We start from the raw sequence: 22,671 nt of genomic DNA on the forward strand, positions 1-22,671 counted from the left end.
TTCACACTTCCGACTTCATGGTTTCGACCCGCGGCTCGGTTTGCAACCAGGCGCGCAGAGCGAGATTGACTTCCTGGGGAGCGGTCAGGTTCGCCATGTGCCGCTCGTTTTCGATCACGACGGCCATCCCGTTGCGGGCGGTGGCGGCCATCTGCCTTGCCATCTCCGGTGTCGAGTTCGGGTCGTCGGAGCCGGTGAGAACGAGAGCGGGGCAGGCAATCGTGTGCCAGCCGTCGGCGTAGATGTCGTCGCCCTTCGCAAAGGCCGTATAGGCCGTGGCATAGCCCGCGAGATCGACGGATTTTAGCCAGGACTCGACCTTCTGCGCCGCGGCCCGTTGTGCTTCCTCCGCGTTGAACCAGCGCTTGAGCGGCGTATCCACGTCAATGGTTCCGGATCGCAGTTCGGCGGCGCGTTGAAGCACCGCTTCGCGCGCCTCTTCCGTGCGCCGATACACACCGTTCAGGACAGCGACACGTTTGACCAGATCGGGCCGCGTGACGGCAACGCCAGCAGCGATCAGCGAGCCCATCGAGTGGCCGGCCAGATTGACCGGGCCCGCATCCAGCGCCTCGATGAACGCGATTGCCCACGCCACGAACTGCGTCAGCCCTGCATTCGCATCGAGCGCATCGCTCTTGCCATGCCCAGGCATATCGACCGAAATCACGCGGAATTCGCGGGACAGCTCGTCGATTTGCGGATACCACGCGTGCGCCTGCATGCCGACACCGTGAATCAGGACCAGCGGCTCGCCGCTGCCCTGTTCGAGATAGTGCGCGACGCGATTAGTTGACAGCTGCAGGGTTCTTGACATCATTTCCGAGCTCTGCAAGGTCTTTGTAGCGATCGCCGATGCGGTGATGCGGACGGCCGCCGGTCGCGCCGCCAATGGCGATGACGAGTTCGTCGGCCGCCGGCGCATCGGGAATGGCGAACTGGAGCGTCAGGTAGTGCGAGCGGCGGCCCTCGTCGTTCTTGTCCATCATCGGGATGAGCAAGGGCGCGTTCGCCGGGCCGCGCGTGTTGTTGAAGGCCAGATACGACTTCGCGCCAACGGCCGAGCGATAGGCGTTGCCGAAGTGCAGCGTGTGGATCAGCGCGGAGGCATGCTCCAGCTCGCCGTCCACGCCGACGATGGCGCTCTTGCCAAATGCCTCGACCGCTTCGCCCGAACCGGCTTCGTCCAGGATGAGTTTCGTGAGGTGTGCGCTGAGCTGCGGCGCGAGCGCGCGAATGTCCGGCGAAAGGTCTTCGACGTAGCCGCGACCCGCCCACGGGTTCTTGATGACCGCTGCCGCGCCAATCAGCTTCAGTGGCTTTTCGGCGGTTCTTTCGCCGTCTACGTAGACGGTTTCGACGTGGAGGACGGATTTGCGAATCAGGCTCATGGCACGTTCCTTTGGTACGTTGATCACGGAATTCATTTTGGTATACCATGTTACGGAACACCATAAGCGTTAACCCTGCAAAAGGATTCGCAAAGAACTGCCATGGCCTTTCGGCGCGGAGAATGCGATGCTCCCTGTTCGCGGGGGCCTCTACCGAAATGACGTACAGGACGCCTCGCCTGTTCTTCTCATGGGTAGGGATTTTTTATGTCCGTCGCTGCTTCGCCAACCAGACCGCTGGCCATCTTCAAACTCGATTCGACTTTCCCTGAGTTGTCCGGAACGCTTGGGGATTTCGAGGACTGGTTCCAGCGGGCAACCGTCGGCCACGGAATGCCGGTGCAGATCCGGGATGCGCGGGACGAACATGCTCTTCCCGAACCGGCCTTGCTGGCCGGCGCGATTCTGACCGGCTCCGCGTGCATGGTGACGGCTCGACTGCCGTGGAGCGAACGACTGCGCCTATGGCTGCGGCGGGCTGTGGAAGCCGGCCTTCCCGTGCTGGGTGTCTGCTATGGACATCAATTGCTGGCCGACGCGCTGGGTGGGAGCGTGGCCGCCCGGCGCGAGGGAGCCGAGATCGGAACGATATCCGTGGCACGTCACGCGACTTCCGATAACGACCCGCTGTTTGCGGGACTGCCGCAGCAGTTTTTTGCCCAGTCGGTGCATTGGCAGTCCGTCACGCGCTTACCCGACCAGGCCGTCCTGTTGGCGGGTTCGGAAGCCGATCCGCATCAGGCTTATCGTGTGGGGGAAAATGCGTGGGGCGTGCAGTTCCATCCCGAGTTCCCAATGGCGGCCATGCGCTTCTACATCGAGACCTACCAGGACACGCTGCGAAAAGAAGGACAGGATCCGTTCCGGCTGGGCCGGCACGTTCAGGAGACGCCGGAGGCGGCCGGATTGTTGCCGGCGTTTGCGAGGGTTTGCAACACGCGCCTCCTTCGGATGACTGAATAACGGCGGCGGTGCCGTCAAGGGAAATCGGCGAGGAAAGATGGATCGCGGCCGCGGCTATCGGGGAAGGAAAGAGCGCTCCATTGCGAAGTTTTTGCGCCCGAATTCTCCCGCGGCCGGACCATCGGCTCCTCGCTCTCAGGCCTGCCAGGCGTAGGGTTGGAACATCTCTTCGAGCGGCAACTGGGCGACGCTCGCGGTGTAGTTCGTCATCGTGGAGGCGGCGATCACGAGGATGACGTCGAGCACCCGCGCCTGGTCGAAGCCCGCTTCGGTAAACGAAGCAATATCGTGTTCGTCGACGCGGCCGCGCTTTTCGATCAGCGTGCGCGCGAGACGCGACAGCGCCGCAAGCTTGGAGTCCTGCGGCAAGCGGCGTTCGCGGATCGCCTGCACGTCGGCCTCGCTCAGACCTTCCTTGAGTCCGAGGAACGAGTGGAATGCAACCGGCCAGGCGGAGCCGTTGGCCACCGCGTTGGTGAGCAGCAGCACCTGGACCTGTGCCTCGGTGAAGTTGCCGCCATGCACCTGCTGGAACACGCCGACGAGGCCATTGATCAGTTTCGGCGAGCCGGCGATGGCGCCCGCGATATTGGGCACCATGCCGAAAGCCTGGGCGAGGCCGTTCAGCGCGGGCTTCGATTGTTCCGGTGCGGAGTCGAGGGTGTAGATGGGGAAATGAGCCATGATATTTCCTTGAGAGTTGAAGGTATCGCCGAGATCGATCAAGCGATATGCACAGGTTAGTGAGAGGTTCTGGGCCTGCCAATTACATGGCAGGTAATCAGCAGGCCAAATTATTCGCGGGCCAGGTCGAGCAAGGCGATGTGCCGCGCTTCGGTTGCGTCGTCGGCGGGAAACATGCATTCGATCCGCAGTTCCTGCGCGGCAACAGCCAGCGGCGTGCCGACCGTGGTGATCATGGAGAAGTAGTTGAGCACCGTGCCGTCGTGGATGAAGCCCATCGGCACCAGCGGCAGCGTGGACGCCGAACCCGCCATGCCTTGCGATCGCCATTCGGGGCGCACGCCAGGGTAGGAGAGCAGCGCATCGAGAAGCTGCTGCGTCTGGAGGTCGACGACTTGCCCCACCGATTCGCGATACACGCGCTGGATCAGACTGCGCGCCACGGCCTCCCAGTTGGCCATATGCGGCTGCATGCCCTCGGGATCGAAGATCAGGTGCAGGATGTTGCGCGGCTCCGCGCGTGCCGCCATGTCGACGAAACCGTTGAAGAACGCTGGTGCGGCACGGTTGGTCATCAGCACGTTCCAGTACCGGTCCATGACGATCGCGGGAAACGGCTCGTGCTGCCGGAGCACGCGCCTGGCCGCGTCTGTCACGAGCGACATCTCCTGGGCATTCCACCCGGCTTCCGAATAGATCGGTGCGTATCCGGCCGAGAGCAGCAGAACGTTGCGCTCGCGCAGCGGCACGTCGAGCGACTGCGCGATGTTCAGCAGCGTCTGCCGGCCCGGCACGCTTCGTCCGCTCTCGATAAAGCTGATCTGCCGCTGCGAGATGCCCGCGTCGAGCGAGAGATCGAGCTGGCTGACGCCTCGCACTTCCCGCCAGTAGCGGAGCAATCCACCCAGTTTTTTCTGCGCCCGTTGGTTGAGTTCCAATGCGCTCACGATTCCTCCTGTCTGTACCAGGACAAACGATCCGTTGCGGTCGATGCGCGCTCGCGCTTGACCGAATAGCGGAATTTTTCGACGCGCGACCGTCCCGGGCAATGACCTGGCATGTAATCGCCGCCAGGACCCGGCGGGTTTCGAGTGTCTTTGTCCCAAAGGCGGGGTTGACATGGCGGGAGAAGGGTATACAGTGCTTTTGACTAATACAAATAAATATTTGTACTAACCCAAAATAGGCAAAGATCATGGCTATCCCATTGGACATTCATCTGAAGATCGGCGGCATGATCTTCCCGAACATGGATCAGTGCGACTTCACTGGCCCATTCGAAGCGCTGGCGCGCGTGCCGAATTCATCGTTCATGACGATCTGGAAGGACAAGAACCCGGTGCGGGATCTTGCCGGCATGCAACTGCTCGCCGACACGACATTCGAGGAAGCCCCGCGACTGGACGTGCTGCTGGTTCCGGGCGGCCATGGCCAGGAAGCGCTGATGAACGACGAGACGGTGCTGTCGTTCATTCGCGGGCAGGCAGCGGGAGCACGCTATGTCTATTCTGTCTGCACGGGTGCATTGCTTTGCGGCGCGGCGGGCTTGCTGCAAGGCAAGCGTGCCACGACGCACTGGACCGCGATGAACGTGCTGCCGCTGTACGGCGCCATTCCGACCGACGAGCGTGTGGTGATCGATGGCCGTTTCGTCAGTGCCGGCGGCGTCACGTCGGGAATCGACGGCTCGTTGATCGTCGTATCGCTGTTGCGCGGCGAGACCGTTGCGCAGGAACTGCAGCTCTATATGGCCTATGACCCGAAGCCGCCATTCAACGCCGGTTCTCCCGCAACGGCACCGGAGTCGATTCTCGCGGCGGTCACGGAGCGGGCGAGGGGAATTACGGAAAAGCGCATGGCCACGGGCCGTGCGTACCGGTCGCGCATGGGGGGCGCGTAAGCACCGGCATACAGGCGGGGGTGGGTCGAGCCGTCCGCGCGAGGCGGTCGGCCTTGAGCGACGGGCGCGTCAGGCGATCAGCGTCGTTGCCGTGGCGTGATGGATGCTCAGGAGTGCTTCGGTGAATGCGAGAGACTGCTGTGCCGTCATGCGCGACGACGTCACGCGGATGCCGGGCTGCCCGGCGACGCGGAATTCGCGGCCGGGGCTAACGAGCCAGCCTGCGTCGAACAGCCGTTCCGCCACTTCCGTTTCGTTCTGGAGGGGAACCCACAGATTCAGTCCGGCACTGCCGGTCACCTTGAAGCCTTTCTTTTTCAAGGCGGCCTGAAGCGACTGATAGCGGTCGCGGTAAGCCGCACCGGCCGCGGCGATTTTTCTCTGGACCGGCCTGCTCGTCAGCAGTTCGAATGCCAGCCGCTGCAGAAATGTGCTGACCCAGCCCATGCCCACGCTCTGCCGGCTTTCGAGTTGCCCGATCGTATCGGCATCGCCGCTCGATACCGCGATGCGGAAATCCGGCCCGAGCAGCTTCGATAGCGACCGAACCGTCAGCCAGCGTGATGCTCCGGTATGCCAGGCATGGTAGGGCGCGAGTTCGAGCAGGTTCGAGTGGTCGTCGTCGATGAACAGCACGTTGCAGGCGCTCCCCGCCATGCGCTTCAGTTCCGCGGCGCGTGACTTCGACGTGGCGATGCCGGTGGGGTTTTGCGCGCGGCTGCTGGTCAGTACCGCTTTGGCACCGCGCTTCAACGCGGCGCGCAGGCTCGCCTGCACGATACCGTTCTGATCGAGTTCGAGCGGCAGAAGCTCGAAATCCATCGAGCGGACGAGGGCAAGCAGGGTCATGTAGCCGGGGTCTTCCACCGCAACCTTGTCGCCCGGTTCCAGACCGAAGGCGATGAGCGCTCGCTCCACCAGGTCCAGCGCGCCCGCCGAGACAAACACGCCGCGCGGCACGTCGACATGGTCAGCGGCAAAGCGCTGCGCGGCCCAGTCGAGAAGCGGCCCGTAGTTGCGCCGCTCACCGTACAGATGATGCGCGACGCTCATCCGCCCGAGCGCATCGCGAATCTCCGCTTCGTCCGGCAGAAATTCGATGTCCGGATTGCCGTCCCGCACCGACAGGGTTTGCCGGCTGCCGCGAGCCGATGCGCCGCGGTCTTGCCGCAACGAAGCCTGCGCGGAGACGATCGAGCCGCGCCTGCCGTCGGCCGTCACGAGGCCGGCTTGCTGAAGCTGCCGGTAGGCGCCGACCACCGTATTCTTGTTGATGCCGAGGTCTTCGGCGAGCGAGCGGACGGTGGGAAGCGCGTCGCCGGGTTTGAGCCGCTCTTCGAGTATGGCCCGCTCGATCGCACGCCGGATGGAATCCGCCTTGCCTTCCTGAATTTCCTCTCGCGCCAGCGTGAACATGAGCCGCTCCCGTACGGTGACATCCTGGATTCGAATCATACAATAAGCAGGATGTACTAGTACGTAACGAGATCGGATTCCTCCGTCGCTCCAGTGTGCGCGATAGCGCACCAGGAACGTGGAGACCGCACTGCCGATGACTTTTTCGACATCGTCGCTGGAGATGGTGTGGTCGATCTGCATCAGACGGGGAAAATAAAGTGTTTCGCCCAGCATGCCGATAAATTCGGCGCGGGCGCGTCGCTTGCGCTCGAGTATGCGCCAGGCGGCGTCGCGGGTCAGCTCCAGGGCGGCACGCGCGAGTCCGCGGTGTTCAGGTATTCGAACTATGGTCTGAATCTCGCGGCGGTTTACTACAACGGCCACGACACCAATCCGTTCACGACCCGCCGCGAGAATAGGGATTTCCTGATGGACAGGGAAGCAAAGCCTTAGCGATTTTTCCGACGTTTTCCCATTCAGCCGCCTTGCGCCTGTGCCGTAATATCGGCCATGTAACGGCTGCGCGCGCGGTGCGGTGCGCTTCCGAAGAGGACCGAATATGGACAAAATCAGCAAGACGCTGACCACGCTTTCGTCGCATGCGGCGGCCGTGACCTCACGGCTCTCCTGTGTCGCGGCGGGGGCGCTCGTGATGCAGGCGTTCGTCGACGTGACGCTGCCCGCGTTGACGGCTTCGCAGGCGGCCGGGATTCATCGGCAGTTGCAACAAAGGCTGGAAGACACGATGGCGCTGATGGACGACGCCCAGTTGACACGCGAGTATCACGCGGCCTATCTCGACAAGACCAATGAGCTCCTTCGCGCACTGGACCGGCGGAAAGCCGCAGACGTTTAGGATGCCAGAGTGTGCCGGGCACGGTGTCAGTCGGCGGCCGCCTCGATTCGGGCGCAATGCTGCGGGCTCTCGCCGAATTGCAGGCGAACGATCGATCCTGCCGTGTCCGCGCTGACGATGCGCAATTGCGCGCCGATCATTCTCGCGCGCTCTTTCATGCCTTGCAGTCCATAGGATCCGCCTTTCGCCGCGCCTGCCACGTCGAAGCCTATGCCGTCGTCGCGGATCTCCAGCACGAACTGGCCGACGGTGCATAGCACGACCTCCACGCGGGATGCCTGTGCGTGCCGGCTGACGTTGGTGAGGGCTTCCTGGGCGATACGGAATACCGCTGTGGCCCGGTCATCGCTCAAACTGGGCTCGGCGCCTTCCAGCCGGAACGAGCAGGTCGTGGCGTTGTGGCGCGCGAAATCCTGAACCAGCCACTCCAGCGCGGAAAGCAGGCCGAAGTTCAGCGCAGCCGGGCGCAGGTGGCTCGCAATGTTGCGCACGATATCGATGGTGCGCTCCACGAGCTCGCTCATCTGGGCGGCCTTGTTTTTCCATTCCAGACCGTGGATCGGCATGCGCTTCAGCAGCGAGATGTCCATCTTGATGGCGGTCAGCAACTGGCCCAGCTCGTCGTGGATGGTCATCGCGATCTGCCGTCGCTCTTCTTCGCGGACCGATTCCTGGTGGGCCGATAGCTGGCGCAACTGCTCGCGGGAGTCGCGCAGTTCGAGCTCGGTTCGCACGCGCTCGCGCACTTCCTGCTCGAGCTGGTCGCGATGGCGTGTCAGATCCTCCATGGCCTGGCGGCGCGCGCTGATGTCGGTTAGCTGTCCTTCGAGCCGTAGCGGCCCCGCCTCGCCGTGTCCCGTCCCGCGCGCATTGAGCTGACACCATAGCGCGGCGCCGTCGGCACGCGTCAGCGGTATTTCGAGTCCGGCAATCTCCCCGGTCCGCTCCAGCGTCTCGAACAGACGCGCGACCTGTGCGGCGGTCAACGGCCGCGCGGCGACGGGCTGTGCGTTTTCCGCGGAGGTGTCCAGCAGGCTCGCGACATCGGCATAGCCCAGCAATCGGGCCATCGCGCGATTGGCGTCGTGCAGCCTGCCGTTGCGGTCGAGCACGAAAATGCCTTCGAGCGAGTTCTCGATGATGCTCCGGTATTTGGTCTCGCTCTCCCTGAGCGAGGCGGTCGAGGTTCGCAGCCGCTCGGCCATCACGTTGACGCGCGCCGCCAGTCGACCCAGCTCGGCGCGCGACTCGATCGTGCAGCGGGCGTCGAGATCGCCGCCGGCAATCCGGTCGACCATCTCTTCGAGACGCCGTATGGGATCGCGCACCAGTTGCCGGATCAGCAGGAAAGTGGCGATGTAGAGGACGCCGAGCACGAGGGCGAGCGTCGCCAGCGCGGCTCCGCGCGCAGCGGCCAGGTCGTGCGCCGCCACCGCCCTCGTGAGTTCCACGCGCACCTCGCCGACCGTTTCGCGCGGTGCGTCGCCTGGCGGCGTGTACTCGATGGGCCGTATCCGCACCACCAGTTCGTCCGGTCGCGGGGTGGGCGCGTTGCGCACGTCGGCGAGCACGCCGTAATTGGTCGCGGTTACCGTGAGGCGGACCACTTCGGGACTAGGGCGCAGCGTGTTCAACTGGCGCACGATCGCGTCCCGGTCCACGTTCCACAGCGGCTGCGCGAGCGACTGGCTAAAGAGATGGGCAATGCGGTTCGCACGTTCGTCGAGCTCGACGAGGCGGCGTTCCTGCGCCTGTCTCAGCTCCACGAACGCCGAACCGCCGGCCACGAGCGTGACGAGCACCAGCAGCGAGAGCATCAGCTGGGCGTGCAGGCTGCGAGGAAGGCACGAACGCAGGAGGGCTGGCCACATCATGCGGAGCGGGAAGCCGGATTCAGCAAGGGGCCGAGATTGAAGTCGTATGCCCCCGGATGCCTGCGGTGCAGGCGCGAGAAAACGCTGAAATCCGGGGCGTTGCGGCGGTCGAATGCGACTTCGTAGTAGCGCGCGGCCGAGTCGCCGTGCAGGACTTTCAGATAGTCGAGCCGCTGCCGGGGCCCCCCGGCCAGCGCGAAGTCCGCGCCGTGGTGGTAGTCGTAAATCATCACCATCGCGCATGCGCCGATGAACTGGTCGCCCGCAACGATCGCGGCCAGCTCGCCGCGCAGCACGGATGACACCGCGTCGGGCAGCGCGCCCAGGCCGCCGACCACTACGCTGGCGTGCCGTTCGCGCACGGCGCTGAATGCGCCCAGCGTCATCGAATCGTTAGCAGCCCAGATGATATTCGCATCGGGATAGCGCGACAGCAGCACGCGTGTCTTGTCGCGGGCGTCGGAGAAGCTCCAGTCGCCGTACACGAGCTGGCAGGTGCGGTCTGCGGGGCTGCGTGCCAGCGCGGCCTGCACGCCGGCCGCGCGCTCTTCGGAGACGGGCGTGGCAGGGTCCCCGGTGATGCCGATCACGCGTGCGGGTTGGTTGCCGTTCACCCGGCACAGGTAATCCATGAGACGGAAGCTGCCGTGTTCCGCGTCGGCGGTGATCGTGCCGATCCAGTTCGGGATCGCGCCACGCTCGTTGCCGATCTCGGCGCGCTGGGCGTCGGTCAGGTCGTTGTGGATGAGCACGACCCTGGCGGGCGAGCGCGACAGCGTCTGCAGCATCTGCCCGGCGGCCATCTTTTCGTTGACGATCACGACGTAGTCCGGCGCTTCGGCGCGGGCCGCGACCGATTCGGCCAGGCGCTGCATGAGCAAATGATCGCGTTCGGCATACAGCACTTCGAGCTGCATGCCGAGACGTTTGGCGGTCGCGGTCATGAAGCGTGACACGAGTTGCCAGTGCGGGCCGGTATCGCGTTCGGCGGCTTCGCCCGGATTCAGAAACACGATTTTCGCCGGCGCGCGCCGGGGCATCGCCCTCAGCGCGGGAGGCATCGCGAGACACGCGCCGAAGCCCATGCAATGGGCAAGCATCTGTCGTCTGTTCATCGTGATAGGCGGGTGCGTGCCGGCCGGCTTCCTGCTGCGGCGCTGCCCGGAGCGCTGCGGCGCCGGTGCCGGGGGTGATCATGCGCGAAGCATAGCGCGCCACAGTGGCGCCGACAATCGGCTTCAATCGACTTCGATCTGCCTCGGCGCACCTTCCGGGAACATGGCGCGTCTCGCAAAAATATGAAGAATAGACGCGTGCCGCGAGAAACGGGGCACGCGTTCCCGGATCGGGTGGCGAATTCAGGATTTCCTGATAAACGATTCAGGAAATCCTTTGATTTTTTGCAGCGGCACCCGACTGTCCGCAAAGCGCACTTGCTTCATGATGGAGCCGGGCGAACCACGCATCGGTTGAGGCGAGACGAGATGGATTCCTGGCTGCTGGATCGTAAGGAGCGGGTCGACGAGGTAGAGACACTATGCCTGCGCCTGTTCGATGCCTGGTGCGAATCGCGCAGCCTGATGCCGCTGACTTACCTGATGCACGGCTGGCCGATGCCGCACTGCTGCGCGGGCGCGATGCGCCATCTATACGAAACAATAACGGACCTGCGGCACTACCATGCGGACTGGCTCGACGCTCACACATCGGCAACGCTCGGCGAACTATGCGAATGCCTCGGCCGGCTGGTCGACGGCGAGCCGGCCATGTCGCGGCTGGCCGGCGCTCCGGCGGCGTGAGCCGGGCTCGGGCGAGCGCGGCGAACGTTGGCAAGCAGTACGATGGATGCCAGCTGCGAGGCCTGCTGTCCACCGCGCTAAAATGCGCGTTCGTGGCGACGGCGGCGGCTTCGATCCGCGCCGCGAGGCGAGGCGCCAGCCCGCGAGGGACGACCCACGGCTTTCCATCGGCATTGCGCTTGCAGGGCGACCATAACTTATGATCCGGATACTTATCGCCGACGACCACGCTATCGTGCGCGGGGGCCTCAAGCAGATCATCGCCACGACAACCGACATGGTCGTGGCGGGGGAGACTGGGCAGGGCTCCGAAGTGATCGAGAAGCTGCGCCAATGCGAGGTCGACCTGTTGCTGCTCGACATGACGATGCCGGGCATCAGCGGTATCGACCTGATCCGCCGGGTGCGGTCCGAAAGGGCGGCGCTGCCCGTGCTGGTATTAAGCATTCACAACGAAGCGCAGGTTGCGTCGCGGGCGCTGAGGGCGGGGGCGACCGGCTACCTGACGAAGGACAGCGACCCCGATGTGCTGATCGCCGCCATCCGCAAGCTCGCGGACGGCGGCCGCTTCATCGACCCGAAGCTCGTGGACGCGATGGTGTTCGAGAAACACTCCGACGACGTGCCGCCGTATGAGATCCTCTCCGACCGCGAGTTTCAGGTGCTGCAGATGATGGCCGCGGGCAAGAGCATCAACGAAATCGCGGATGTGTGCGCGCTGAGCGCCAAAACCATCAGTACTCACAAGATGCGGCTGATGCAGAAACTGGGGTTGTCGAACAACGCCGAAGTGATCCGCTACGCGATCCGGCACGGCCTCATTACCGAATGAGCGATGCCGATGTGCGCGGGAAGCAGGAAATCCTGACAGCTGAATCAGCCATTCCTTAAGGAACTATCCGCTCGCGCCGATGGAGACACCCACAGGAGTCCTCTACGATGGGTTCGACGGACACTGGGAGAGCGGCGATGGCGGCACGGCAGTCGTTACGAATGGCAGTTGGCAAGTGGCTCGGCGCAACGCACAAACAGACGGTACGCGTGGTGGCGGTGCATCGTTCCCGCTCCGGCCGGATCGTCAGCGTGTGCGTGGAAATGCAGGGGAAGAATCGTTCTTGCGGGCTGTTCTTCTTTTACCACCCGGAACGCGGGTGGCAGGTGTTTCCGCCGGAGGGCGCACGTCCCACGTTGAGCGTGGCGCGGCTGGCCGCCTGAGGCGGGTTCCTGTCGTGACGAGCCGAGCGGGCCTTAGGGAGATCGCGCATGGATGAAAAGGCGATAGAGGCGGGACTGCCGCAGTACGAAGTCAAACTGCGCGAATGGATGAGCCAGTGGTATGACCACTCCGTGATGAAGGGGTTTATACAGCCTCCGTTTCTGCTCGACGCGTCAAAAGCCGAGCGTCTTGAGGGCTATTTCGTCGTCGGATTGACGCCGGCCGAAGGTGCGCAGGCATTCTTCGGCACGGTGCATTGAACCGCTAGACGCACGAGACGTTCACTCACGGGCTGGTGGGCTGGCCGGAACCGCACAGGCTCCCGGCCGGGTCGCGGCTAACGTGCGCCGCCATGGCCCCCCCCGCCGCCGTGGCCGCCGCCATGACCTCCGCTACGCCCTCCCGGCCCCTGTCCCCATGGGCCGCCGTGGCCACCATGCCAACCACCGCCGTGCCAATTGCCGCCGTGCCAATCGCCGTGGCCGTGCCAGCCGCCGTAGTAGCCATACCCGCCGCCGCCCCAGAAGCCAGGATCGACGTCGCCATAGACGGGCGCATAACCCGGGGCGTAGCCGTAGTAATCGGCCCCCCAGGACTGGTCGTAACCGTAACCATAGCCGTAGCCGGGGCCCACCGCGCACCCGGCCAGTAAAGCGGCTATCCCTGCCACGAAAACGAATTTGTACATTGCGCACTCTCCTTTTTCGTTTAGAAGAGGCGACATGGGTTCCGGTTCGCGGCGAATGATGAAGATTAGTTAACGTTCCCCCGCGATTTTTTCATGTGGGGGACGCCGAATATCCGCCGGTTGACGCGTCGTGAGCAAGAAGGGGAAACGGTTGACGATTCACTATTGGTGAAGTGATCCATCACTAATCCTTGCTTTACAGGGTCTGCCGCGTCACCTATCGTCGAGCAGGCTTGGGCGCTCGCTCTGAGCGTGCCTTTCTTTAACAAGCAGAATCGTAAGCAATCCTATCCAGATATTTTCGTGATGGTGATAGGGAGTCACGCTTTTGCGATGCGATATTGGCAGATGAGCCGGCCCTCTCGCAGGCAGTGTTCGGTAACCGGTCGGCCTGTCGCCTCGGAAAAATACGCGGCGAGTGCTCGGCACACACAGGGACTTTCGCGTACCGCACCCGCTACGGGGCAGCTGTAATTGCGGACCATGACGGCATCGCCGTCGGGGACCGCTTCGGTGTGCGCACCAAGTGCATCGACGACCGCCATGGCGTCGGCAAGGTTGGACGTGAAGTCGGACGACGCGGGCAGACCATTTTCGCGTGCGAGGCGGCGGCCCGTTTCGGTGAGGATATCCTCGAACTGGGCGTCATCAAGTCGATGCCGAAGTGTGGCGAGAAGGCCGAGCAAAAACACGGGATAAGCACTGGATGAACGGTCTTCGCTGCCCGGCGCGGCCTCATAGAGTACAGTCGGTTTGCCCGGGGTGCCGGTTTGCACCAATCTGCGCCGGTAGCACCGGGGCATGCGCTAACCGGCACGTCGCTCCATAAATGAGCGGGTCAACCGTGCAATCTCATCTGCGGCTTCGTCTAGCGCGAAATGGCCACCGTCCACTTCATGGACCTCCGCGTCGGGCACGTCGCGCGCATAGGCGTGAGCCGCGGCCACCTCGAAGGAAGGGTCATAGCGTCCCCAGACTACCAGCGTCGCGGGCTTGTGCCGGCGAAGCCATGCCTGCCACTTCGGATAGGACGCCACATTGTTCTGATAGTCGTAGAAGAGATCCGTCTGAATCTCTTGCTGACCCGGCCTCGCCAGAAACGCGAGTTCGTCGGTCCATAGATCCGGGTCGTAGCGTTCCGGATTCGGACTCTTTCCCACGTGACGCAACCGTGTGGCATCGAGAGAAAAGAAATTCGCCCGCAGCGCGGCTTCATGAGCGGCGCGGTCACGCCAGAACGCCCGTCGCGTCTCCCATAACGGGCCAAGCCCTTCCTCGTGCGCCACCGCATTCTGAACGATCAGCGCTCCGATCCGATCGGGGAGCGCCTCGGCAACACGGAATCCGACCGGCCCCCCATAGTCCTGGACGAACAAGGCATAGCGTCGGAGTCCCAGGTGTTCGATGAATCTCGCGATCACTTCGGCGAGGTGATCGAACGTGTAGCGGAACTGCCTTGGATCCGGCGCGCCGGAATGTCCGAACCCCGGCAGGTCCGGCGCGATGAGCCGGTATCGATCCGACAGGCGCTGGATCAGCGGTTCGTACATGCGCGACGATGAGGGAAAGCCGTGCAGCAGCAGGATGACCGGCGCGTCACGAGGTCCTGCATCGCGGTAGAAGATTGGCAGACCGCCGACCTCGGCCGTGATGTAGGTCGTTGGCACACGAACGGGTGGAGTGGCGTGTGTGGTCATGAGGTAACTCCCGAGTGGAGATTTTTTCCAAGAGGATAAGCGCGTCAGTGAATCGCTTCAAATGATGAATAGTGATGCGATGTTTCACTGAGAATGAAATAAACGGGCGTCAACGGAGAGGGGGATTTGCCAGGTAGTTTCCCTGGCGGCGGCAAAAGCGCTGTCTTTTTCTGCCCGGTGCTGTCCGTAATTCACTGAGAGCGATCGTATCCATCATCAATCATCACTTTATGTGATCGATTGGTCGTCCTATCGTCCAGATCACAAGAAGACAGCACGGCCCTGGTCGTCGACACGACGGGGACGGAACTCAAGAAGATTTTCGTGGATGGAGACAAAGCAATGGACACGACCGAACTTTCGGAGGTTCGAGGCACCCCTTTATTTGCGTCGCTGGTCCGGCGACGCAGGCGATTCGTGGTCGGGTTGACGGCCGCAACCCTGATTCCTTACTACGCCTTTATTCTCGTCGCCGCGTTTGCGCCTGATTTGCTGGCCGGGAGATTCCCGGGCTGCGAGGTGGTGAGTCTCGGCTGGCCGGTCGGCGTGGCGCTGATTATTGGCACATGGCTGTTGACCGGCCTGTACGTTCATCGCGCGAACGGCGAATTCGATACGCTGACCTCGAAGATTCTGGCCGGAGAAAAACAATGAGCGGCTGCCGCCGAGGGGTATTTCTCTTTTTCCTGCTGGGTATCTGCGGCACTGCCACGGCGGCGCCGGACGTACTGGGAAAAGTCGAGCGACAGCCGCTAAACGTCACCGCCATAGTGATGTTTCTGATATTCGTTGCTGCAACGCTGGTGATTACCTGGTGGGCAGCCAACCGGACCCGCTCGATGAGCGACTTCTATACCGCAGGCGGCGGCATAACCGGATTCCAGAACGGCCTTGCACTGGCGGGCGACTATATGTCCGCTGCTGCATTGCTTGGTTTGACCAGCATGATCTTCTTCCACGGCTACGACGGAATGATCTATGCGATCAGTTTTTTCGTGGCATGGCCGTTGTTGTTGTTTCTTTTTGCCGAACGAATCCGCAATCTGGGGCGCGTCACTATTGCCGACATCGCATCCTTCAGACTGGACCAGAACCGCATTCGCACACTGACGGCGTTCGGATCGCTTATCGTGGTCTGCTTCTACCTCGTGGTGCAGATGGTCGGAGCAGGGCAGCTCATCGAATTGCTATTCGGTTTGCCCTATAACTATGCGGTTGTCGTCGTGGGTGTGTTGATGGCCGTCTATGTCACTTTTGGCGGCATGGTCGCAACGACCTGGGTGCAGATCATCAAGGCGGCGCTCATGCTGTGCGGCGGAACCTTCCTGGCAGTCCTGGCGCTCAGCCGGTTCGGTTTTTCATTTGACACGCTGTTTGCACAGGCTGTCGCGGTTCACGAGAGCGGCGCCCGGATTTTGCTGCCGAGCCATCTTGTTTCGGACCCCCTGGCGATGGTCTCGCTGTCGATCGGGCTGGTGTTTGGCACCGCGGGGCTCCCGCATATTCTCATGCGGTTTTTTACCGTCCCCGACGCAAAGGCTGCGCGCAATTCCGTTTTCGTCGCCACCGGATTTATCGGCTTCTTTTTCCTGATCGTCATGGTGCTGGGCATGGCGGCTATCGTGGTGGTCGGCCAGAACCCCGCTTTCTACGAGGCGGGCAAAGTCGGTGGCAAGCTTATTGGCGGCGGCAACATGGCGGTCATGCACCTGGCGAACGCGCTTGGCGGCAACCTTATGCTTGGCTTCCTCTCGGCGGTTGCCTTCGCCACGATTCTTGCCGTCGTATCGGGACTGACGATGGCGGGCACGTCGGCGATCTCGCATGACCTTTACGTGATGGTGTTCAAGAAGGCTCACGCCGATCCGGCGGAGGAACGCCGGGTGTCCCGAATCGCCTCGGTGTGTATTGGCGTGGTCGCGGTCGCGCTGGGCATCCTGTTCAAAGATCAAAACATTGCTTTCCTCGTGGCACTCACATTCGGAGTGGCAGCCTCGGTAAATTTCCCGATTCTGGCGCTTTCGATGTACTGGAGGGGGCTGACCACACGTGGGGCACTCATTGGCGGTGTCGCGGGACTGGTGAGTTCGGTGGCCCTCGTCATTCTGTCGCCCGCGGTTTGGGTAAAAATTCTGGGCCACGCTCAGGCCATTTATCCCTACGACTATCCCGCCATTGTCTCGATGACGATTGCCTTCGTCTTCTCCTGGTTGGGTTCGGTGACGGACAGCAGCGAAGAGGCCGCGCACGAGCGCAATCAGTTCGACGACCAGTTCGTTCGTGCCCAGACGGGATGGGGCGCTTCGAAAACGATCGGTCACTGACTGCCGTGGTATTTACACAAAGGAACGAGGTATGCAACTGAGAGACAACGGCCTGAGGTTTTCGCCGATCACCATTGTTCTGCACTGGGTCGTGGTGATCCTTCTGCTTTCGATCATTGGACTGGGCATCGCGCTATCGCAGTCTGTCGATGATGCGCAAAAGCTGGAATATTCGCATCTGCAGAACCTGCTAGGCACCATTCTCTTTTGCATTTCGATCTACCGGTTTTGGGCGCGTATTACCTCGTATCATCCGTTGCCGCTTGGCACACCCAATCCCGTTGAGGTGATCGCGAGCCGGTCAGTCGCGGCGGCGCTTGCGCTGGCTATGGTGTTATTGCCGCTCGCCGCGTGGCTGACGAAGTGCGCTGCCGGAGAGACGGTCGGTCTGCCCGGCGGCTGGGCGATTCCTGCTCCGTTCGGTCCGAGCGTAGAGGCACATCATCTATTTGGAATCCTGTTCAAAACCGGCGCGACGGCATTCCTCGCGGGCCTTGCGCTGCATATCTTCGGCGCACTCAAAAGCCATCTCATCCTGAAGAACGACGCACTCAAACGGATGCTGGGCAAACACGTGGAGCTTTGACACCATGAAAGACTACGAAACGGGATTCCCCGGGAACACGCTCACCCGGCTGTGTGGTGTGCGCTATCCAATCTTCCTCGCGGGTATGGCGGCGATCTCCGGTCCGAAGCTGGTCGCCGCGGTGGCCGAGGCGGGAGGGATGGGTACGCTTGGCGGGTTGCGGCTGGCTCCGCTGACGTTGCGCCAGTGGATCAGGGAGACCCGCGCGCTCACGGATCAGCCGTTCGGTGTGAATCTGGTTCCATCGTTCGGCGGTCCCGAGGTCTTCGAGGCTCAGTTCCAGGTGCTCCTGCAGGAAAGGCCCAGGATGCTGTCGCTCTTTTACGCCGAGGACTACAGCGCCGATATGATTCCGCGCGCGAAGGATGCCGGCATGATCGTCATGGTCCAGGTGGGCACGGTCGCCTTGGCGCGACACGCGCTGGAGCGAGGGGCGGACATCATCGTTGCACAAGGCAGTGAATGTGGCGGGCACCTCAACCGCGGGACCATCGGGCTGATGTCGCTGCTTCCGGCGCTATGCGACGTTGCTCAGGGCCGGCCCGTGCTGGCGGCCGGAGGCATCACGACTCGCGACGATGTGCGCATGGCGATGGAGCTGGGCGCGTCGGGTGTGCTGGTGGGTACGGCCTTCATTGCCAGTGACGAGTCCAATGCGCATCCGCTGTACAAACAGAAGATCGTGGACGCAACGGTGGACGATACGGAGTACAGAACGGGTTACTCGTTCGGCTGGAAATACGGCACACCTCATCGCGTGATCCCCAATCGCGACCGCTGGAATCTGCTACGGTTCATTGGCGGTGGAGCTCGCGTCATCGACAAGCCGCGCATGGCACAAAAGCTCTCGCTGTATGCCGGTCAAGGTGTGGGCAAGATTGACCGCGTCACACCGGCGGCAGAACGCGTTGCTGAGCTGGCAGCCGGGCTTCCGGAGCGGGCGGCCGCCTGGGAAGTCGGAGAAATCGAACGCGTGCGTAACCTGGAGAGGCTCCTGCATGTTGCATGCGGAGCCCGATAAATCAGTAATTCGACGCTACGAGCGAGTGACGCACCTCTGCATAAGGGGACTTCGGTGGCACTGGCTTCTCCGTCATCTCGCTGCCGATCCGGCCAAGCTGATCACGAACCACATCCATAAATGCGCCAAGTGCCGGTGTGGTCAGCGTATCGGCACGGCGAATGAACACGGTCTTGACGTTGGAGAACGCTTCCGGCAGCCGATGAAAGCGTATCGCGTGCCGTGTGCCGTAACTCTCGGTGATGCATTCAGGCAACAGGGTGACGCCCATTCCGGCGGATACGCACGACAGGATGCCGTCGAGCGTGCCTAGCTCCATGATCTGACCCGGCACCAGACCGACCTCGTAAAACCAGTGCTCAAGCGTGGATCGGTAGAAACAGCCGGTGCGAAAAACGAGGACGGTCTGCTGCGGCATGGACTGGATCAGCGCGTCAAGGGAATCGAATTCGCTGCTGCTCACCAGAACCAGTTCCTCCTGAAAAATCTCATCCTGCAACAGCGCCGAATTCTGGTGCAGCCCTCCGACAAAGGCACCATCAAGGCGGTGGTTTTCAACAGCCTTGATCAACTCCACGGTCGTACCCGTCAGAAGGGACAGCTGGACCTGCGGGTATTTTTCCCTGTATCGGGTGAGCACCTGAGGCAGCCGGATTGCCGCAGTCGTCTCCATCGAGCCGAGGCGTAGATGCCCGCCGGGCGTTGCCGTATCAAGCAGCGCATTGCGGCTCTCGTCGGCGAGTTGAAGTATCCGCCGCGCGTAGCCGAGAAAGGTGTGTCCGGACGAGGTGAGAACGACGCCACTCTTTTGCCGGATGAAAAGTTGCTGGCCCAACTCGGATTCGAGTTCTTTCACCCGCATGGTGATGTTCGACTGGACCGTATGTACCTTGTCGGCAGCGGCCGTGAAACTGCCATATTCGGCCACCGCGCAGAAAATTTTCAAATGACGCAATTCCATGGCTACACCCTTTCATCATCAAGAGTGATGGTCAACATCGCTCACAATCACTTTACTGCGTCGAGGCGGCGCGGCACAGTAGCGCAAACACGTAGCGGGACATAATTTGGCTATGCTGACGATTTCAAGCATCGAACACCTCTTCGCCTGCGGTCTGGAAAACCTGGAGCCGGAAGGCCAGCTCACCGGTATCTATAAACGCCGCGTTCCCGGGCTTGTGCGGGTCGGGAAGCTGGGTATCGCGGGAGATGAGCATGGCGATCTCCGGGTGCACGGTGGGCCCGAAAAGGCCGTGCATCAGTACGCCGCCGAAAACTACAGGCGGTTGGCGGAGGCGTTTCCGCAATGCGCGGACTCGTTTGTTCCGGGCAGCCTCGGGGAGAATATTTCCACCCGTCGCATGACCGAACGGAGCGTCTACGTCGGCGATGTATTTCGGTTCGGCACCGCGGTCCTGCAGGTGTCGCAGCCGCGCAGCCCGTGCTGGAAGATCAATCACCGTTTCGGCGTGGAGCGGATGTCGATGTTTGTTGCGCAGACGAGGATTACGGGTTGGTATTACCGGGTGCTGCACCCGGGAGAAATGCGGGAGGGCGACGAGATATTGCTCCTCGAACGGCAGACACAGCGGTTTTCCATCGAGCAGTTTTGGCAGGTCCAGATGTCGCACCGTCCGTCCATCGACGATCTTGCCGAACTGGCCATGGTCCCCGGGCTTGCGCCGGAATGGCGGCAACGGCTGGAGCACAGGGCGAAGTGGCTGCGCGCCCAGGCCGGCAGTCAAGCCTGAAGCAGTCAGGGTACAGGCGGGCGCGGCGACGACGTTCATGCTCACACTCTTTTCATCTGGTTCAGCAAGTTCCGGAAGGCGGGAACGTCGTAGCCCGCACGCCAGATCAGGCAGGTGTCGACGTGCCCCGCAGGCAGTGTCTTGAGGTCCTTCGGCACCTTGGCCAGCGCCAGCACACTTTTGGGTAGCAGGGTGACACATGCGCCCGCTGCAACGCAGGCAATCATGGCGTGGTAAGAGCCCATTTCCTGCACTTTCCAGTCCGGGGAATCCGGAATGCCGAGCAGTTCTTCGGCAATGGCGCGATACGTGCATCCCTGTGCGAACGCCGCCAGTGAACGTGTGCCGATAGTCCGGGCGCTGCGCGCGTGAATTTCGCTGGACGGCGCGAGCAACAGCAATTCTTCATGCCATGCTTTCTCGGCGATCAATTCCAGATCGTTTAGTGAGGAGTCCTCCGCAGCAGGCGGTAACGCGAGAAAGGCGCAGTCCAGCCTGCCCGTGCGAACCTGCTCGAGCAGCGACCTTGACGGGCCCGTGCTGACTTCGAGCTGCGTGTTCGGGTAGCGGCCATGGTATGCGGCAAGCACGGTGGGGAGCCGGCTGGCCGCGGTGCTTTCCATGCAGCCCATACGCAGAACGCCGCCGTCCAGGCCGCCCGTGACGACGTGCCGGGCCTCTTCCTCCAGCGCCAGCATCCGTTGTGCGTAGTCGAGAAAGCGCTCGCCGGCAGTCGAGAGGCTGAGCCGCTTGCCGGTGCGCACGAACAGTTCGACACCTACATCCGCTTCCAGCTGCTGAATCCGCGTGGTGACGTTGGATTGAACCCTGCCCAGACGGCTTGCCGCGCGCGTGATGCTCAATTCGGCTGCCACCGTGCAAAAGATATTGAGCGAGTCCCGATCCATGTAATTCTCAAAAAATGAATGATAGAATGATTTTATTCTCTGTTAGGGAATTTGTCATCTTCGCCGTTCAACCCCCGCAGAACAGGAGTCGCCATGAGTTCGCTACATCCCTTCCTCGAAAGACTCGGCATCGAGTTCCCCGTCATCCAGGCGCCGATGGCGGGCGTATCCACGCCGCAGCTCGCGGCGGCCGTCTCGAACGCCGGTGGACTGGGTTCCCTGGGTATCGGCGCGAGCACGCCGGACCAGGCCCGCAAGATGATCGAAGAAGCGCGTAGTCTCACGCGCGAGCCTTTCAACGTGAACGTGTTTTGCCATCTGCCGGCCCAACGTCACGCGGAGCGGGAAGCGGCGTGGCTGCGGCATCTGGCGCCGCTGTTTGCCGAGGCGGGTATCGCGCCTCCGGCGGCGCTCAATGAGATCTACACGACATTTCTTGAGGACGACGCGGTATTCGGGTTGCTGATCGACCTGCGCCCGGCTGTCGTCAGCTTCCACTTCGGGCTGCCTTCCGCAGACCGTATCCGCGCGCTGCGCGAAGCCGGCATCACGACCCTGGCTAGCGCGACCAGTCTGGGCGAGGCAGCGCTGATCGAGCAGGCTGGCGTCGACGCCATCGTGGCGCAGGGGATCGAGGCGGGCGGTCACCGCGGCGTGTTCGACCCGGAGGCCGTCGACGAACGGCTGAGCACGGCGGTGCTGGTACGGTTGCTGGTGGAGCGGACGAAACTGCCCGTGATTGCCGCAGGCGGCATCATGGACGGCCAGGGGATCAAGGCCGCACTGGACCTGGGTGCCGCTGCCGCGCAACTCGGCACGGCCTTTATCCTGTGCCCGGAATCGGCGGCCAACGCGAGCTACCGCACCAACCTGAAAAGCGAACGCGCCGCAGCGACGCGGTTGACTTCGGTGCTGTCCGGGCGTCCGGCACGCGGCATGGTTAATCGCCTGATCGCCTTCGGGGAGTCGCCGGGAAGCCCGGTGCCGGCACCTTATCCCGTTGCCTACGACGCTGCCAAGCAATTGAATGCGGCTGCCGCGAAGCTCGGCAACCACGAGTTTGCAGCGCAATGGGCGGGCCAAGGGGCTCCGCTGGCGCGCGAATTGCCTGCCGCGCAACTGGTCCAGACGCTCGTTGCGGAATTGCGAAGCTGACGGAAGCTTGCCCACAGGGGTTCTTGCAAGCATGGGGGTGCCTTTTTTGCGGTGAAACCTGACGCGCCTGCTCTCAGATCATGAGCAGAGCCATGCCCGCACACATAAAAAGAACCGCCTCCAGGGGAGACGGTTCGAAGGTCCTGGCCACTCGGGGAAGGTGCCAGAGCCTGAGAGGATTGAACGACAACCGCCACAAACCGGTTTGATCTGGCCCGACCCGGGCCGACATATCTCGAACACCTGAACAGTCTGTTATGTGTTTGCGCGTATGTTTGTGCGCCGCACCGAACCACTTGCCGACTGTCATTGGGAACGACCGCCGCGCCGCCGTTGCTGCCTCCGCCGTCCGTAGAACCCATCGTAGATGACGCTCGCGGGCACCTCCATCGGGACCGGCCGATAGTTCCCTAAAGAATTGCTGATTTACATGTCAGGATTTCCTTAAAATCGCTGCCCG

25 protein-coding genes and 1 pseudogene are annotated in these 22,671 nt (G+C 62.5%); 14 read left to right on the forward strand and 12 right to left on the reverse strand.

From position 1 onward, the window contains the following. Position 1: 1 nt before the first annotated feature. Complete coding sequence (locus BAC01S_RS25975; RefSeq protein ID WP_027797394.1) at positions 2-820, reverse strand: alpha/beta fold hydrolase; 819 nt, start codon at positions 818-820, stop codon at positions 2-4. Beyond that, positions 789-1,391, reverse strand: a complete 603-nt coding sequence (locus BAC01S_RS25980; RefSeq protein WP_027797395.1) for an amino acid synthesis family protein — start codon at positions 1,389-1,391, stop codon at positions 789-791. Before BAC01S_RS25980 ends, BAC01S_RS25975 begins: the two co-directional genes overlap by 32 nt. A gap of 207 nt (positions 1,392-1,598) precedes the next feature. On the opposite strand from BAC01S_RS25980, the gene BAC01S_RS25985 reads away from it, so the two are divergent. Beyond that, complete coding sequence (locus tag BAC01S_RS25985; protein WP_027797396.1) at positions 1,599-2,354, forward strand: glutamine amidotransferase; 756 nt, start codon at positions 1,599-1,601, stop codon at positions 2,352-2,354. A gap of 135 nt (positions 2,355-2,489) precedes the next feature. On the opposite strand, the gene BAC01S_RS25990 is transcribed toward BAC01S_RS25985, so the two are convergent. Together BAC01S_RS25990 and BAC01S_RS25995 are read right to left on the reverse strand one after the other, a co-directional pair. Then, positions 2,490-3,038 (reverse strand): carboxymuconolactone decarboxylase family protein, encoded by a 549-nt coding sequence (locus tag BAC01S_RS25990; RefSeq protein ID WP_027797397.1) that lies wholly within the window; start codon positions 3,036-3,038, stop codon positions 2,490-2,492. Between the two features lie 110 nt (positions 3,039-3,148). Beyond that, complete coding sequence (locus tag BAC01S_RS25995) at positions 3,149-3,985, reverse strand: helix-turn-helix domain-containing protein (RefSeq protein WP_043203720.1); 837 nt, start codon at positions 3,983-3,985, stop codon at positions 3,149-3,151. Positions 3,986-4,233: 248 nt separating this feature from the next. Here BAC01S_RS25995 and BAC01S_RS26000 point away from each other — a divergent pair, with 248 nt between their 5' ends. Next, entirely contained in the window at positions 4,234-4,938 is a 705-nt protein-coding gene (locus BAC01S_RS26000; RefSeq protein WP_043203722.1) for a DJ-1/PfpI family protein, read from the forward strand. A 69-nt stretch (positions 4,939-5,007) separates the two neighbouring features. On the opposite strand, the gene BAC01S_RS26005 is transcribed toward BAC01S_RS26000, so the two are convergent. Next, positions 5,008-6,570, reverse strand: a complete 1,563-nt coding sequence (locus tag BAC01S_RS26005; RefSeq protein ID WP_084168872.1) for an aminotransferase class I/II-fold pyridoxal phosphate-dependent enzyme — start codon at positions 6,568-6,570, stop codon at positions 5,008-5,010. Positions 6,571-6,585: 15 nt separating this feature from the next. Here BAC01S_RS26005 and BAC01S_RS35300 point away from each other — a divergent pair. Continuing rightward, positions 6,586-6,732 (forward strand): annotated as a pseudogene (locus BAC01S_RS35300) (porin); the annotation flags it as partial. 163 nt (positions 6,733-6,895) lie between these two features. Further along, the gene (locus BAC01S_RS32610; protein WP_052408845.1) at positions 6,896-7,192 is read left to right on the forward strand and encodes a hypothetical protein; all 297 of its coding nucleotides are present in this window, start codon (positions 6,896-6,898) and stop codon (positions 7,190-7,192) included. 26 nt (positions 7,193-7,218) lie between these two features. Here BAC01S_RS32610 and BAC01S_RS32615 read toward each other — a convergent pair whose 3' ends face one another. Next, positions 7,219-9,066, reverse strand: coding sequence for a PAS domain S-box protein (locus BAC01S_RS32615; RefSeq protein ID WP_245616682.1), 1,848 nt, complete (start codon positions 9,064-9,066; stop codon positions 7,219-7,221). Continuing rightward, positions 9,063-10,181 (reverse strand): ABC transporter substrate-binding protein, encoded by a 1,119-nt coding sequence (locus BAC01S_RS26025; protein WP_027797403.1) that lies wholly within the window; start codon positions 10,179-10,181, stop codon positions 9,063-9,065. The genes BAC01S_RS32615 and BAC01S_RS26025 overlap by 4 nt, the downstream gene beginning before the upstream one ends. Before the next feature lie 369 nt (positions 10,182-10,550). Here BAC01S_RS26025 and BAC01S_RS26030 point away from each other — a divergent pair, with 369 nt between their 5' ends. The 4 genes from BAC01S_RS26030 to BAC01S_RS26045 all read left to right on the forward strand — a co-directional run bounded on the left by BAC01S_RS26030 (position 10,551) and on the right by BAC01S_RS26045 (position 12,341). Then, positions 10,551-10,865 carry a hypothetical protein gene (locus tag BAC01S_RS26030; RefSeq protein WP_027797404.1) on the forward strand — a complete coding sequence of 105 codons (315 nt, stop codon included), beginning with the start codon at positions 10,551-10,553 and terminating at the stop codon, positions 10,863-10,865. A gap of 199 nt (positions 10,866-11,064) precedes the next feature. Further along, on the forward strand, positions 11,065-11,697 hold the full coding sequence (locus BAC01S_RS26035; protein WP_027797405.1) for a response regulator: 633 nt from the start codon (positions 11,065-11,067) through the stop codon (positions 11,695-11,697). A 107-nt stretch (positions 11,698-11,804) separates the two neighbouring features. Continuing rightward, positions 11,805-12,080, forward strand: a complete 276-nt coding sequence (locus tag BAC01S_RS26040) for a hypothetical protein (protein WP_218001784.1) — start codon at positions 11,805-11,807, stop codon at positions 12,078-12,080. A 48-nt stretch (positions 12,081-12,128) separates the two neighbouring features. Next, entirely contained in the window at positions 12,129-12,341 is a 213-nt protein-coding gene (locus tag BAC01S_RS26045) for a hypothetical protein (protein WP_027797407.1), read from the forward strand. Positions 12,342-12,418: 77 nt separating this feature from the next. Here the strand turns inward: BAC01S_RS26045 and BAC01S_RS34110 are convergent, their stop codons facing one another. The 3 genes from BAC01S_RS34110 to BAC01S_RS26060 all read right to left on the reverse strand — a co-directional run bounded on the left by BAC01S_RS34110 (position 12,419) and on the right by BAC01S_RS26060 (position 14,466). Continuing rightward, complete coding sequence (locus BAC01S_RS34110) at positions 12,419-12,805, reverse strand: hypothetical protein (protein WP_218001786.1); 387 nt, start codon at positions 12,803-12,805, stop codon at positions 12,419-12,421. A 284-nt stretch (positions 12,806-13,089) separates the two neighbouring features. After that, positions 13,090-13,545, reverse strand: coding sequence for a helix-turn-helix domain-containing protein (locus BAC01S_RS34115; protein ID WP_174442465.1), 456 nt, complete (start codon positions 13,543-13,545; stop codon positions 13,090-13,092). 30 nt (positions 13,546-13,575) lie between these two features. After that, positions 13,576-14,466, reverse strand: a complete 891-nt coding sequence (locus BAC01S_RS26060; RefSeq protein WP_043203730.1) for an alpha/beta fold hydrolase — start codon at positions 14,464-14,466, stop codon at positions 13,576-13,578. Positions 14,467-14,808: 342 nt separating this feature from the next. Here BAC01S_RS26060 and BAC01S_RS26065 point away from each other — a divergent pair, with 342 nt between their 5' ends. Genes BAC01S_RS26065 through BAC01S_RS32620 form a run of 4 tightly spaced genes read left to right on the forward strand, consistent with a single transcriptional unit; the run spans position 14,809 to position 18,397 of the window. Further along, positions 14,809-15,120, forward strand: a complete 312-nt coding sequence (locus BAC01S_RS26065; protein WP_027797411.1) for a DUF485 domain-containing protein — start codon at positions 14,809-14,811, stop codon at positions 15,118-15,120. Continuing rightward, positions 15,117-16,790 carry a cation acetate symporter gene (locus BAC01S_RS26070; RefSeq protein WP_027797412.1) on the forward strand — a complete coding sequence of 558 codons (1,674 nt, stop codon included), beginning with the start codon at positions 15,117-15,119 and terminating at the stop codon, positions 16,788-16,790. Before BAC01S_RS26065 ends, BAC01S_RS26070 begins: the two co-directional genes overlap by 4 nt. A gap of 31 nt (positions 16,791-16,821) precedes the next feature. After that, positions 16,822-17,376 (forward strand): cytochrome b, encoded by a 555-nt coding sequence (locus tag BAC01S_RS26075; RefSeq protein ID WP_027797413.1) that lies wholly within the window; start codon positions 16,822-16,824, stop codon positions 17,374-17,376. Between the two features lie 4 nt (positions 17,377-17,380). Beyond that, positions 17,381-18,397 (forward strand): NAD(P)H-dependent flavin oxidoreductase, encoded by a 1,017-nt coding sequence (locus BAC01S_RS32620; protein WP_043203732.1) that lies wholly within the window; start codon positions 17,381-17,383, stop codon positions 18,395-18,397. Between the two features lies 1 nt (position 18,398). On the opposite strand, the gene BAC01S_RS32625 is transcribed toward BAC01S_RS32620, so the two are convergent. Beyond that, a complete protein-coding gene (locus tag BAC01S_RS32625) occupies positions 18,399-19,358 on the reverse strand; it encodes a LysR family transcriptional regulator (RefSeq protein ID WP_043203735.1) in 960 nt (319 codons plus the stop codon). 112 nt (positions 19,359-19,470) lie between these two features. Here BAC01S_RS32625 and BAC01S_RS26090 point away from each other — a divergent pair, with 112 nt between their 5' ends. Next, a complete protein-coding gene (locus tag BAC01S_RS26090) occupies positions 19,471-20,148 on the forward strand; it encodes an MOSC domain-containing protein (protein WP_027797414.1) in 678 nt (225 codons plus the stop codon). Positions 20,149-20,189: 41 nt separating this feature from the next. Here the strand turns inward: BAC01S_RS26090 and BAC01S_RS26095 are convergent, their stop codons facing one another. Continuing rightward, positions 20,190-21,056, reverse strand: a complete 867-nt coding sequence (locus tag BAC01S_RS26095) for a LysR substrate-binding domain-containing protein (RefSeq protein ID WP_027797415.1) — start codon at positions 21,054-21,056, stop codon at positions 20,190-20,192. 93 nt (positions 21,057-21,149) lie between these two features. Here BAC01S_RS26095 and BAC01S_RS26100 point away from each other — a divergent pair, with 93 nt between their 5' ends. Next, positions 21,150-22,211 carry an NAD(P)H-dependent flavin oxidoreductase gene (locus BAC01S_RS26100; protein WP_027797416.1) on the forward strand — a complete coding sequence of 354 codons (1,062 nt, stop codon included), beginning with the start codon at positions 21,150-21,152 and terminating at the stop codon, positions 22,209-22,211. Positions 22,212-22,671: the final 460 nt, after the last annotated feature.

It is taken from the genome of Paraburkholderia acidipaludis NBRC 101816 (genome assembly GCF_000684975.1).
Taxonomy (GTDB): Bacteria; Pseudomonadota; Gammaproteobacteria; order Burkholderiales; family Burkholderiaceae; genus Paraburkholderia; species Paraburkholderia acidipaludis.

Excerpts from the sequence above, each read along its gene's own strand:
- BAC01S_RS26065 (WP_027797411.1), top strand. The coding sequence starts at position 14,809 with ATGGACACGACCGAACTTTCGGAGGTTCGAGGCACCCCTTTATTTGCG.
- BAC01S_RS26025 (WP_027797403.1), bottom strand. The coding sequence starts at position 10,181 with ATGAACAGACGACAGATGCTTGCCCATTGCATGGGCTTCGGCGCGTGT.
- BAC01S_RS34110 (WP_218001786.1), bottom strand. The coding sequence starts at position 12,805 with ATGTCGCCTCTTCTAAACGAAAAAGGAGAGTGCGCAATGTACAAATTC.
- BAC01S_RS26075 (WP_027797413.1), top strand. The coding sequence starts at position 16,822 with ATGCAACTGAGAGACAACGGCCTGAGGTTTTCGCCGATCACCATTGTT.
- BAC01S_RS25975 (WP_027797394.1), bottom strand. The coding sequence starts at position 820 with ATGATGTCAAGAACCCTGCAGCTGTCAACTAATCGCGTCGCGCACTAT.
- BAC01S_RS26095 (WP_027797415.1), bottom strand. The coding sequence starts at position 21,056 with ATGGATCGGGACTCGCTCAATATCTTTTGCACGGTGGCAGCCGAATTG.
- BAC01S_RS32610 (WP_052408845.1), top strand. The coding sequence starts at position 6,896 with ATGGACAAAATCAGCAAGACGCTGACCACGCTTTCGTCGCATGCGGCG.
- BAC01S_RS25985 (WP_027797396.1), top strand. The coding sequence starts at position 1,599 with ATGTCCGTCGCTGCTTCGCCAACCAGACCGCTGGCCATCTTCAAACTC.
- BAC01S_RS26035 (WP_027797405.1), top strand. The coding sequence starts at position 11,065 with ATGATCCGGATACTTATCGCCGACGACCACGCTATCGTGCGCGGGGGC.
- BAC01S_RS26100 (WP_027797416.1), top strand. The coding sequence starts at position 21,150 with ATGAGTTCGCTACATCCCTTCCTCGAAAGACTCGGCATCGAGTTCCCC.
- BAC01S_RS26040 (WP_218001784.1), top strand. The coding sequence starts at position 11,805 with ATGGGTTCGACGGACACTGGGAGAGCGGCGATGGCGGCACGGCAGTCG.
- BAC01S_RS26060 (WP_043203730.1), bottom strand. The coding sequence starts at position 14,466 with ATGACCACACACGCCACTCCACCCGTTCGTGTGCCAACGACCTACATC.
- BAC01S_RS32615 (WP_245616682.1), bottom strand. The coding sequence starts at position 9,066 with ATGATGTGGCCAGCCCTCCTGCGTTCGTGCCTTCCTCGCAGCCTGCAC.
- BAC01S_RS26000 (WP_043203722.1), top strand. The coding sequence starts at position 4,234 with ATGGCTATCCCATTGGACATTCATCTGAAGATCGGCGGCATGATCTTC.
- BAC01S_RS26045 (WP_027797407.1), top strand. The coding sequence starts at position 12,129 with ATGGATGAAAAGGCGATAGAGGCGGGACTGCCGCAGTACGAAGTCAAA.
- BAC01S_RS26030 (WP_027797404.1), top strand. The coding sequence starts at position 10,551 with ATGGATTCCTGGCTGCTGGATCGTAAGGAGCGGGTCGACGAGGTAGAG.
- BAC01S_RS26005 (WP_084168872.1), bottom strand. The coding sequence starts at position 6,570 with ATGCTGGGCGAAACACTTTATTTTCCCCGTCTGATGCAGATCGACCAC.
- BAC01S_RS25990 (WP_027797397.1), bottom strand. The coding sequence starts at position 3,038 with ATGGCTCATTTCCCCATCTACACCCTCGACTCCGCACCGGAACAATCG.
- BAC01S_RS26070 (WP_027797412.1), top strand. The coding sequence starts at position 15,117 with ATGAGCGGCTGCCGCCGAGGGGTATTTCTCTTTTTCCTGCTGGGTATC.
- BAC01S_RS32625 (WP_043203735.1), bottom strand. The coding sequence starts at position 19,358 with ATGGAATTGCGTCATTTGAAAATTTTCTGCGCGGTGGCCGAATATGGC.
- BAC01S_RS25980 (WP_027797395.1), bottom strand. The coding sequence starts at position 1,391 with ATGAGCCTGATTCGCAAATCCGTCCTCCACGTCGAAACCGTCTACGTA.
- BAC01S_RS26090 (WP_027797414.1), top strand. The coding sequence starts at position 19,471 with ATGCTGACGATTTCAAGCATCGAACACCTCTTCGCCTGCGGTCTGGAA.
- BAC01S_RS32620 (WP_043203732.1), top strand. The coding sequence starts at position 17,381 with ATGAAAGACTACGAAACGGGATTCCCCGGGAACACGCTCACCCGGCTG.